We start from the raw sequence: 11,014 nt of genomic DNA, 5'->3' as shown, positions 1-11,014 counted from the left end.
TAATGCCCAGCGATTTTTTCCGCTTTGTACTGCCGGCGCGGGTCGTTCTGTGTGTTAGCCGGGACCCTGTCGCCCAATTCATTCTTTGCCGTGGATGTCCAAAAGCCTTGATTCGTCTGCTGAAATTTTTCGGTTGGTCCATCGTCGCCGTTTTCTGCGGACTGCTTTTAGGTCTCAGCGGCGCGTTTCTTTACCTTAGTCCGGGTTTGCCATCTGTGGAGGCGCTGAGAAGCATTCAGTTGCAGATTCCGCTCCGGGTCTACAGCAGCGACAACAAGTTGATCGCAGAATTTGGCGAAATGCGCCGCACACCGATCCGTTTCGCCGACATTCCCCCCAATTTCATCAATGCGTTACTAAGTGCTGAAGACGACAACTTCGCCAACCACTACGGCGTCGATCCGAGCAGCCTGATGCGTGCCGCGACCCAACTGGTCAAGAGCGGGCACATCCAGTCCGGCGGCAGCACCATCACCATGCAGGTGGCGAAGAACTTCTTCCTGACCAGCGAACGCAGCTTCTCGCGCAAGACCACGGAAATCCTGCTGGCCCTGCAGATCGAGCGGCAATTGACCAAGGACGAGATCCTTGAGCTCTACGTGAACAAGATCTATCTGGGCAACCGCGCCTACGGGATCGAGGCGGCGGCGCAGGTGTATTACGGCAAGTCGATCCGCGAAGTCAGCCTCGCGCAGATGGCGATGATCGCCGGCCTGCCGAAAGCCCCGTCGCGCTTCAACCCGTTGGCCAACCCGGCGCGCAGCAAGGAGCGTCGTGACTGGATCCTTGGCCGCATGTACAAGCTCGGCAAGATCACCGAAGCCGACTACACCGCCGCGATCAACGAGCCGCTGAATGCCAGCTATCACGTGCCGACCCCGGAAGTGAACGCGCCGTACATCGCCGAGATGGCCCGTGCGGAAATGGTCGGCCGCTACGGCAGCGACGCCTATACCGAAGGTTTCCGCGTTACCACCACGGTGCCGAGCAACCTCCAGGAAATGGCCAACACCGCGCTGCACGAAGGCCTGATGACCTACGACCAGCGTCACGGCTACCGTGGTCCTGAATCGCGCCTGCCGGGCAAGACCCGCGAAGCCTGGGCCACCGAACTGACCAAACAACGCACCATCAGCAGCCTCGAACCGGCCATCGTCACCCAGGTCGACAAGAACGGCCTGCAAGTGCTGACCCGCACCGGCGAAGAGCACGTGGCATGGGACACCATGAAATGGGCACGACCGTTCCTCAATACCAACAGCATGGGTGCCGCGCCGCGTCAGCCGTCGGATGTGGCACAGATCGGCGACCTGATTCGCGTGCAGCGCCAGCCGAACAATTCGCTGAAGTTCAGCCAGATTCCGCAGGCCCAGGGCGCGCTGGTGTCGCTGGATCCGCAGAACGGCGCGATCCGTTCGCTGGTCGGCGGCTTCGCCTTCGAACAAAGCAACTACAACCGCGCGATGCAGGCCAAGCGTCAGCCGGGCTCGAGCTTCAAGCCGTTCGTCTACAGCGCCGCGCTGGATAACGGCTACACCGCCGCCAGCCTGGTCAACGACGCACCGATCGTGTTTGTCGACGAGTACCTGGACAAGGTCTGGCGTCCGAAGAACGACACCAACACCTTCCTCGGCCCGATCCGCCTGCGTGAGGCGCTGTACAAGTCGCGCAACCTGGTATCGATCCGCCTGTTGCAGGCGATGGGCGTAGGCAAGACCATCGACTACATCACCCGCTTCGGCTTCAACAAGCAGGACCTGCCGCCAAACCTGTCGCTGGCGCTGGGCACCGCGACCCTGACGCCGATGGAAATCGCCACTGGATGGAGCACCTTTGCCAACGGCGGCTACAAGATCACCCCGTACATCATCGACAAGATCGAAAGTCGCAACGGCGACACGTTGTTCGTCGCCAACCCGCCGACCGTACCGCAGGGCGCCGCAGCTACCGACGGCATTGCCGCACCCGCCACCCAGGCGTTCACGGTCAATGCAGCGCCGGTTCCAGGTGAAGCGCCGGGCAACGCTGCCGTGCCCCAAGCACCAGCCGTCGCCGAGCGCATCGTCGATGGCCGTACCACCTACATCCTCAACAGCATGCTGCAGGACGTGATCAAACTCGGCACAGGCCGTCGCGCACTGGCTCTGGGCCGCAGCGACATCGCTGGCAAGACCGGTACCACCAACGAATCCAAGGACGCTTGGTTCTCCGGCTACAACGCCGATTACGTGACCACCGTGTGGACCGGTTTCGACCAGCCGGAAAGCCTCGGTCGCCGGGAATTCGGGGGCACCGTAGCACTGCCGATCTGGATGAATTACATGGCCGCCGCGCTCAAGGACAAGCCACCGCATGTCCAGCCGGAGCCGGAAGGCATCCTCAGCCTGCGGGTGGACCCGGTCAGCGGTCGCGCGGCATCGCCGAGCACACCGGGCGCGTACTTCGAGCTGTTCAAGGCCGAAGACACGCCACCGTCGGTCAACGAGATCGGCAATGGTGCCGTGCCGGGCAGCCCGCTGCCGGCGGATGAGCAGGCGCCGATCGATTTGTTCTGATCCTGATCCGCCAAAAAGCCCCGCCTTCGATTGAAGTGCGGGGCTTTTTATTGCCTGTTCATTTTGTGTTTTCTGAGCCGGCCTCTTCGCGGGCAAGCCCGCTCCCACAGTAACCGGGTGTACGTTCCATTTGTGAACGCCACAAAACCCTGTGGGCGCGGGCTTGCCCGCGAAGAGGCCCTTAAGATCACCCCCAAAATCAACAGACACAAAAAAGCCCCGACTCTCACGAGCCGGGGCTTTGGGTTGAAGCGCTACAACGGCTTAGCCGTTGAACACGTCATCCACGCTTTTCAGCGGGTAGTTCTTCGGATACGGCAGGGTCGCCACACCGGTCTCGATCGCGGCCTTGGCCACGGCGTCGGAGATCACGGTGATCAGGCGCTGGTCCATAGGCTTCGGAATGATGTACTCACGACCGAATTCCAGGGAGATACCGCCGTAGGCGTCGCACACTTCCTGAGGAACCGGCAGCTTGGCCAGTTCGCGCAGGGCGTTGGCGGCAGCGATCTTCATTTCTTCGTTGATGCGCTTGGCGCGAACGTCCAGGGCACCGCGGAAGATGAACGGGAAGCCCAGTACGTTGTTAACCTGGTTCGGGTAGTCCGAACGGCCGGTGGCCATGATCACGTCGTTACGGGTGGCATGAGCCAGCTCCGGGGAGATTTCCGGATCCGGGTTGGAGCAGGCGAAGACGATCGGGTTGGCTGCCATGCGCTTGAGTTGCTCGGCGCTCAGCAGGTTCGGACCCGACAGGCCGACGAATACGTCAGCGCCTTCGATGGCGTCGTCCAGGGTGCGTTTCTCGGTAGGGTGAGCGAACACAGCCTTGTACTGGTTCAGGTCGTCACGGCCAGCGTGGATCACGCCGGTACGGTCAACCATGAAGATGTTCTCGACCTTGGCGCCCATGCTCACCAGCAATTTCATGCAGGAGATGGCGGCGGCACCAGCGCCCAGGCAGACGATCTTGGCGTCGGCCAGGGTTTTGCCAGCGATTTCCAGGGCGTTGATCATGCCCGCAGCGGTCACGATCGCGGTGCCGTGCTGGTCATCGTGGAAAACCGGAATGTCGCACTGCTCGATCAGAGCGCGTTCGATCTCAAAGCACTCAGGTGCCTTGATGTCTTCCAGGTTGATGCCACCGAAGGTGATGGAAATGCGTTTTACGGTGTCGATGAAGGCTTGCGGGCTCTCGGAGTCGACTTCGATGTCGAAGACGTCGATACCGGCGAAGCGCTTGAACAGCACGCCTTTACCTTCCATCACTGGTTTGGAAGCCAGTGGGCCGAGGTTACCCAGGCCCAGAATCGCGGTGCCATCGGAAATGACTGCAACCAGGTTGCCCTTGCCGGTGTACTTGTAGGCCAGTTCAGGATCGCGGGCGATCTCGCGCACTGGTTCAGCTACGCCGGGGCTGTAGGCCAGCGACAGGTCGCGGGCGGTAGCAGTGGCCTTGGTGAGCTCGACACTCAGCTTTCCTGGACGAGGATTGGCATGATATTCGAGAGCGGCAGTTTTCAGATCAGACATTTTGGCATTCCGCTTTTTACTGTTGGACAGACTGGTCAGCGAGGATACGCGCCTCGCAAAGTCCCCACAAGACTGACCGGTCACCCCTGTCAAGCGCCCTGCCCTACGACTTTGGGCCAAGAGCCACGGCGCACAAGGGCTAGACTGTTCACAATCGACAGAAAAAATGTCTACAATTTTTTATTCAACGGGACGGCTGGAGCATCGAAGGATCGGTCAGCGGCAACAACCAGCGCGCCTGACCTGATTTCAGTCCACCGCGCCGGGAACGGTCGACCACCCAGCCACGGGCCTCGATCTGCTTGCCCTTCAACGCCTGCAGAGAGGCGGCGTCGAAGCGGTCCAGCAGATTGGGTGCAACGCGCAGTACAAGCTTGTCCTGCAACTCGATCCAGATTCCGCCGCGATTGCGTTGAACCTTGCTCACACGACCGCTGACCAGCGCGAAACCCGAGCGCTCGATCTGCTCCGCTTTCAGTACAGGTGAGCGCTTCCACAGGCCGAGCCCGGCCTGTCGCGCGCGGCGTTCAGCGGCTTGCTGACAATCGACCAGATCGACATTCGGCGCCACCGCGACCTGGAAACCGAGGCCATCGGCGAGCATCTGCGCTTCGATGTTCTCACCCTTGGCGCTGAACACATGGGCCAGGGTTCGGCCGTAACGGTCCTTGGACTCGGCGCCGAGTCGCAGACCAACCCGCCCGTCGCTCTCGGCGATCAGGGCTTCCAGACGCTTGCGCGCCGCTACCGCAAACGGCTCGTCGCTACGACCCTGCTTGCCGAGTTCGGGCGTATTGAGGCCGATCATCCGCACATTGCGCCCGTCGCTCAGGCGCAGGGTGTCGCCGTCGACCACCCGCTGCACCGTGGCGCTGTCCAGCCTGGCCGGCGCGGGGCAGAAGGCCTGGGCGGCGGAGAGCCAAATCGCGGACACAAAAAAGGCGCCCGCAAGGGACGCCTTTTTCATCAAACCGGAAAAGCCGCTGAGGTTTTCCAGAATGAAGGGCCTTAGGCCTTTTTCGCGCCGAAAGCACCGAAACGGTCGGCGAACTTCTGAACGCGACCACCGGTGTCCAGAGTCTTCTGCTTACCGGTGTAGAACGGGTGGCACTCGTTGCAAACGTCGATCGCCAGGGCTTTGCCGAAGGTCGAACGGGTTTCGAACTTGTTGCCGCAGCTGCAGGTTACTGCAACTTCTGGGTAATTCGGGTGGATATCGGCTTTCATGGTGTTTTCCTCAGCTGGCGTGCCGCCATCCAACACGATTGTTGAATACCGCACGTAATTAGGCCGCGGATTCTACCAGACAATGCCAATCACGCAAGCTGTCACTGAGACCGACCGTCTGCTAGGCTCCCGGCCCAAACATCATCCCCGCTGCTTGTTAGCTTCTAATCGAGATCCCGCGTGCCCGACGCCATTCTGCGCCTCGCCCTGCCTTCGCCCCTGCGCCGCCTGTTCGACTATCGGGCCCCGGCCGGCGTGCTGCGTTCGCAGTTGCAACCGGGCATGCGCCTGCGGGTGCCGTTCGGCCGACGGGAGATGATCGGGATTCTGGTGGAGGTCACTGACACCAGCGAAGTGCCGGTGGAGAAGCTCAAACCGGCACTGGCGCTGCTCGACGCCACCGCTCCGCTACCGCCGGCGCTGTTCAAGCTGTGCCTGTGGACTGCGCAGTATTATCAGCACAGCCTCGGCGACACTCTGAGCTGGGCGTTGCCCGTGCTGTTGCGCCAGGGCGAACTGGCCGAAGTTCGGCAGGAACGCTTCTGGTCCGCCGCTCCCGGCGCCAGCCTCGATGACCCGCGCATCGCCCGCGCCCCGCGCCAGCGTGAAGCCCTGGCGACTTTGGCCCAGCACCCTCACGGCGTGGCCCATCAGTTGCTGAGCAAACTGATGCTGAGCAAGGACAGCCTTGATCTGCTGTTGGCCAAGGATCTGGTGCAGGTCGAAGTGCGCCGCCACGCCCCCGGCGCACGCCATGAACACTGGCTGGCCCAGCCGGAACTGCCGCTCAACAGCGAGCAGCGCGCCGCCTATGAAGCGATTCGCGCCGGGTTCGACAGTTATCACGCGTTCCTGCTGGCCGGGGTCACCGGCAGCGGCAAGACCGAAGTCTATTTGCAGCTGATCCGCGAAACCCTCGAGGCCGGCAAACAGGCGCTGGTGCTGATTCCGGAGATCAATCTCGGCCCGCAGACCCTCGCCCGCTTCGAACAACGCTTCAACGCCCGCATCGCCCTGCTGCACTCGGCGGTCAACGACCGTGATCGTCTGGATGCCTGGCTCGCCGCCCGTGACGGCGAGGCCGACATTATTATCGGCACCCGTTCGGCGCTGTTCACCCCGATGAAGAATCCGGGGCTGATCATCATCGACGAAGAACACGACGGCTCCTATAAACAGCAGGAAGGCCTGCGCTACCACGCGCGGGATCTGGCGCTGGTGCGGGCGCGGCAGGAAAACATCCCGATCGTGCTCGGTTCCGCGACCCCATCGCTGGAAAGCCTGCACAACGCCTACACCGGCCGCTACGGGCTTCTACGCCTGACCGAACGGGCCGGTGGCGCCAAGCAGCCACGTTTCCTGCGCCTGGATGTGAAAAGTCGTCCACTGGACAGCGGCATTTCCGGGCCGATGCAGCAAGCCATCGGCCAGACCCTCGCCGCCGGCCAGCAGGTATTGGTGTTCCTCAACCGCCGGGGTTTTGCCCCGACGCTGCTGTGCCACGATTGCGGCTGGATGTCCGAATGCCAGCGCTGCGATGCGCGGATGACCGTGCACCAGCGCTACGGCGAACTGCGCTGCCACCACTGCGGTTACGTCGAGCGCGTGCCGCGCCAGTGCCCGAAGTGCAACAAGGTCGATCTGCGGCCGGTGGGCGCCGGCACCGAGCGGGCCGAAGAACGGCTGGCGATTCTGTTCCCGGACTATCCGGTGCTGCGCGTCGACCGGGACAGCACGTCGCGCAAGGATGCGATGAACCAGTTGTTCGCCACGATTCAGAAAGGCCAGCCGTGCATTCTGGTCGGCACCCAGATGTTGGCCAAGGGGCACCACTTCCCTCGGGTGACGCTGGTGTCGATCCTCGATGCCGACGGCGGTTTGTTCTCCGGCGACTTCCGCGCCAGCGAGCGCATGGCGCAGCTGATCGTGCAGGTTGCCGGGCGTGCCGGGCGTGCGGAGGAACCGGGCAAGGTGATCATCCAGACGCATCTGGCCGACCATCCGTTATTGGTGCAACTGACCGAGCAGGGTTACTTCGCCTTCGCCGAACAGGCCCTGAGCGAACGCCGCGCCGCCGGCCTGCCGCCGTTCGCCCATCTCGCCCTGCTGCGCGCCGAAGCGCACAAACCGGGACAGGCCGAAGGTTTTCTGGATGAAGCGTGCAGCGAGGCCGAGCGTTTGCTGGCCGAACAGAACCTGACCGGCATCGAACTGCTGGGACCGGTGCCGGCGCCGATGGAGCGTCGGGCCGGACGCTTCCGTGCGCAGCTGCTGTTGCAGGCCACGGCCCGAGCGCCGCTGCACCGATTGCTGGCGAGCTGGCTGCTGGTGCTGGAACAGATGCCGAGCGGTCGGGCGGTGCGCTGGTCGCTGGATGTCGACCCGGTGGATCTGTACTGACCGGGCAAAACCGGCCGAATTGTCACCACACATCCACATCCTGCCTGCTAAGGTTGGCAAGCCCGTCTTCGCAACGGATAATGCCCAGTTTTTCCACCCGCGCATCGATGCGCCGCCGCGCTTGCGGTCGAAAGAGAAGACCATGAAAGACACCATTCGCCAGCTGATCCAACAAGCCCTCACCCAACTCGTCAACGAAGGTGTGTTGCCTGAAGGCCTGACGCCGGCGATCCAGGTGGAAAACGCCCGGGACAAGACCCACGGCGACTTCGCCAGCAACATCGCGATGATGCTGGCCAAGCCTGCGGGCATGAAGCCACGCGACCTGGCGGAGAAAATCATCGCCGCCCTGCCGGCTGACGAGAACGTCACCAAGGCCGAAATCGCCGGTCCTGGCTTCATCAATTTCTTCCAGAACACCCAGGCGCTGGCCTCGCGCCTCGACGCGGCTCTGGCCGACGCTCACGTCGGCGTGCGCAAGGCCGGCCCGGCACAACGCACCGTGGTCGACCTGTCGGCACCGAACCTGGCCAAAGAGATGCACGTCGGCCACCTGCGCTCGACCATCATTGGCGACGGTGTGGCCCGGGTCCTGGAATTCCTCGGCGACGATGTCATCCGCCAGAACCATGTGGGTGACTGGGGCACCCAGTTCGGCATGCTGATGGCGTACCTGCAGGAAAACCCGATCACCAGCGACGAGCTGTCGGACCTGGAAAACTTCTACCGCGCCGCCAAGCAACGCTTCGACGAATCCCCGGAATTCGCCGATCGCGCCCGTGGTCTGGTGGTCAAGTTGCAGGCCGGCGATGCCGAGTGCCTGGCGCTGTGGACCAAGTTCAAGGACATCTCGCTGTCGCACTGCCAGAAGATCTACGAACTGCTCAACGTCAAACTGACCATGGCCGACGTGATGGGCGAAAGCGCCTACAACGACGACCTGATCAACGTGGTCAACGACCTGAAAGCCGCCGGCATGCTGGTCGAAAGCAACGGCGCCCAGTGCGTGTTCCTCGACGAATTCAAGAACGCCGAAGGCGAGCCGCTGCCGGTGATCATCGTCAAGGCCGACGGCGGCTACCTGTACGCCACCACCGACCTGGCAGCCGTGCGCTATCGCAGCGGCAAACTGAAGGCCGACCGTGCGTTGTACTTCGTCGACCAGCGTCAGGCCCTGCACTTCCAGCAAGTGTTCGCCGTGGCGCGCAAGGCCGGCTTCGTGACCCATCCGATGGAGATGGAACACATGGGTTTCGGCACCATGAACGGCGCCGACGGCCGTCCGTTCAAGACCCGTGACGGCGGCACCGTGAAGCTGATCGACCTGCTGACCGAAGCGCAGGAACGTGCCTACGCATTGGTAAAAGAGAAAAACCCGACACTGGCCGACGACGAACTGCGCAGCATCGCCAAAGTTGTGGGCATCGGCGCGGTGAAATACGCCGATCTGTCGAAGCACCGCACCAGCGACTACAGCTTCAACTTCGACCTGATGCTCAACTTCGAAGGCAACACCGCGCCATACCTGCTGTACGCCTACACCCGCGTGGCCGGCGTGTTCCGCAAACTGGGCAAGGACTTCAGCGAAGTCGACGGCCAGATCGTCCTCGAAGCGGCGCACGAGCAGGAACTGGCGGCCAAACTGGCACAGTTCGGTGAAGTGCTGAACAACGTCGCGGAAAAGGGCACGCCACACACCCTGTGCACTTACCTGTACGACGTTGCCGGCCTGTTCTCCAGCTTCTACGAGAACTGCCCGATCCTCGCCGCCGAGACCCCGGCACAAATGCAAAGCCGTCTGCGCCTTGCCGCGCTGACCGGCCGTACCCTCAAGCAAGGCCTGGAACTGCTCGGCCTGGAAACCCTGGAGCGCATGTAAGTTGGCTGCCAAGAAAAAACCTGCACCCAAGCGTGGCGCCAGCCGTTACCAAGCTCCAGCGAAGCAACCGATCCCGGGCTGGCTGTGGATGGCCATCGGCCTGACGGTCGGCGCGTTCATCGTGTTTCTGATGAAACTGGAGCCAGGCAAGGGCAGCGACACGGTCAAGCGCGAGAAGGTCGAGCAACAGCAACAACAGAAAGCCACCAAGATCGCCGAGGCCAACAAGACCCCGCCGAGCCCGACACAACCGGTGAAGCCGAAGTACGACTTCTACACACTGCTGCCTGAATCGGAAGTGATCGTGCCGCCGGACGCGGTGCCTGAGAAAACCCTGCCGACGCCACAGGTGCCGGCGATCCCGACCACGCCGGTGACCCCGGCCGAAGCGGCGAAGATCGACACGGCGCGCGCACAGGCTGCACTGGCCGGGATCACCCCGCCGCCGGCGCCACCGGTGACCAAGGCTGCACCGGTGACCAAGTTCTTCCTGCAAGCCGGCTCGTTCCGCAAAGAGACGGATGCCGACAAGGTACGGGCGCAGATCATTCTGCTCGGCCAGGCGGTCGCGGTTGAGTCCGGGACAGTGAAGGATGAAACCTGGTATCGCGTACTGGTCGGCCCCTTCAGCAACCGTGAACAGCTGACCACCGCCCAGAAACAACTGGCGGGCGCCGGCTTCAGCAACCTGTTGTTACAACAACGCCAGAGCCGCTGATTTTCCCCGAATGATCCTCCCCGCGCCCTGTGCGGGGAGGATCAGCGCAACACCACCGCTCGTCCCCTCTCCCGCCCCGCAGTTGAAATCCTCTCCACCACCCCCATATGAATGGGCATAAGGCATTTTCGCCCCGCAGTGTGGAGACTCTTCCCTTGACCACCATCGTTTCAGTCCGCCGCCACGGCAAAGTCGTCATGGGCGGCGACGGCCAGGTTTCTCTCGGCAATACCGTGATGAAAGGCAACGCGAAGAAAGTTCGTCGCCTGTACCACGGCGAAGTCATCGCCGGTTTCGCCGGTGCCACCGCCGACGCCTTTACCCTGTTCGAACGTTTCGAAGGCCAGCTTGAAAAACACCAGGGTCACCTGATCCGCGCCGCCGTCGAACTCGCCAAAGAATGGCGCACCGACCGTTCCCTGAGCCGCCTCGAAGCGATGCTCGCGGTCGCCAACAAGGACGCATCCTTGATCATTACCGGCAACGGTGACGTGGTCGAACCCGAAGACGGCCTGATCGCCATGGGTTCCGGTGGCGCCTATGCGCAAGCCGCCGCCAGCGCCCTGCTGAAGAAAACCGACCTGTCGGCCCGCGAAATCGTCGAGACCGCTCTCGGCATCGCCGGCGACATCTGTGTATTCACCAACCACACCCAGACCATTGAGGAGCAGGATCTCGCTGAATAAGCCTGACGCGGCCCCT

General features: G+C 62.6%; 8 protein-coding genes. 5 read left to right on the top strand and 3 right to left on the bottom strand.

Annotation, left to right across the window (positions count from 1 at the left end):
• The first annotated feature begins 107 nt into the window (after nucleotides 1-107).
• A complete protein-coding gene (locus QLG12_RS27065; protein WP_064382834.1) occupies nucleotides 108-2,555 on the top strand; it encodes a penicillin-binding protein 1A in 2,448 nt (815 codons plus the stop codon).
• A 264-nt stretch (nucleotides 2,556-2,819) separates the two neighbouring features.
• On the opposite strand, the gene QLG12_RS27060 is transcribed toward QLG12_RS27065, so the two are convergent.
• The 3 genes from QLG12_RS27060 to rpmE form a co-directional block, all read right to left on the bottom strand.
• Nucleotides 2,820-4,088 carry a malic enzyme-like NAD(P)-binding protein gene (locus QLG12_RS27060; protein WP_197869310.1) on the bottom strand — a complete coding sequence of 423 codons (1,269 nt, stop codon included), beginning with the start codon at nucleotides 4,086-4,088 and terminating at the stop codon, nucleotides 2,820-2,822.
• Nucleotides 4,089-4,272: 184 nt separating this feature from the next.
• Nucleotides 4,273-5,055: a thermonuclease family protein gene (locus tag QLG12_RS27055; RefSeq protein ID WP_282475534.1), complete on the bottom strand. Its 783-nt coding sequence runs from the start codon at nucleotides 5,053-5,055 to the stop codon at nucleotides 4,273-4,275.
• Nucleotides 5,056-5,096: 41 nt separating this feature from the next.
• Complete coding sequence (rpmE, locus tag QLG12_RS27050; RefSeq protein WP_007952398.1) at nucleotides 5,097-5,315, bottom strand: 50S ribosomal protein L31; 219 nt, start codon at nucleotides 5,313-5,315, stop codon at nucleotides 5,097-5,099.
• 180 nt (nucleotides 5,316-5,495) lie between these two features.
• Between rpmE and QLG12_RS27045 the strand changes: the two genes are divergently transcribed.
• From QLG12_RS27045 to hslV, 4 genes are all read left to right on the top strand, one after another.
• A complete protein-coding gene (locus QLG12_RS27045; RefSeq protein ID WP_282475533.1) occupies nucleotides 5,496-7,715 on the top strand; it encodes a primosomal protein N' in 2,220 nt (739 codons plus the stop codon).
• A 142-nt stretch (nucleotides 7,716-7,857) separates the two neighbouring features.
• Nucleotides 7,858-9,594: an arginine--tRNA ligase gene (gene argS / locus QLG12_RS27040; RefSeq protein WP_197869313.1), complete on the top strand. Its 1,737-nt coding sequence runs from the start codon at nucleotides 7,858-7,860 to the stop codon at nucleotides 9,592-9,594.
• Nucleotide 9,595: 1 nt separating this feature from the next.
• Nucleotides 9,596-10,312, top strand: a complete 717-nt coding sequence (locus QLG12_RS27035; RefSeq protein WP_115076257.1) for an SPOR domain-containing protein — start codon at nucleotides 9,596-9,598, stop codon at nucleotides 10,310-10,312.
• 155 nt (nucleotides 10,313-10,467) lie between these two features.
• Entirely contained in the window at nucleotides 10,468-10,998 is a 531-nt protein-coding gene (hslV, locus tag QLG12_RS27030) for an ATP-dependent protease subunit HslV (RefSeq protein ID WP_039772440.1), read from the top strand.
• Nucleotides 10,999-11,014 lie beyond the last annotated feature (16 nt).

Source organism: Pseudomonas sp. V88_4, assembly GCF_029967985.1.
Lineage (GTDB): Bacteria > Pseudomonadota > Gammaproteobacteria > Pseudomonadales > Pseudomonadaceae > Aquipseudomonas > Aquipseudomonas glycinae.
The sequence above is the reverse complement of the archived record's forward strand: the minus strand, read 5'-3'. Positions and strand labels throughout refer to the sequence as shown.

Bases quoted from the DNA above. Each gene is read 5' to 3' on its own strand.
- rpmE (WP_007952398.1), bottom strand. From the start codon at position 5,315: ATGAAAGCCGATATCCACCCGAATTACCCAGAAGTTGCAGTAACCTGC.
- QLG12_RS27055 (WP_282475534.1), bottom strand. From the start codon at position 5,055: ATGAAAAAGGCGTCCCTTGCGGGCGCCTTTTTTGTGTCCGCGATTTGG.
- argS (WP_197869313.1), top strand. From the start codon at position 7,858: ATGAAAGACACCATTCGCCAGCTGATCCAACAAGCCCTCACCCAACTC.
- QLG12_RS27060 (WP_197869310.1), bottom strand. From the start codon at position 4,088: ATGTCTGATCTGAAAACTGCCGCTCTCGAATATCATGCCAATCCTCGT.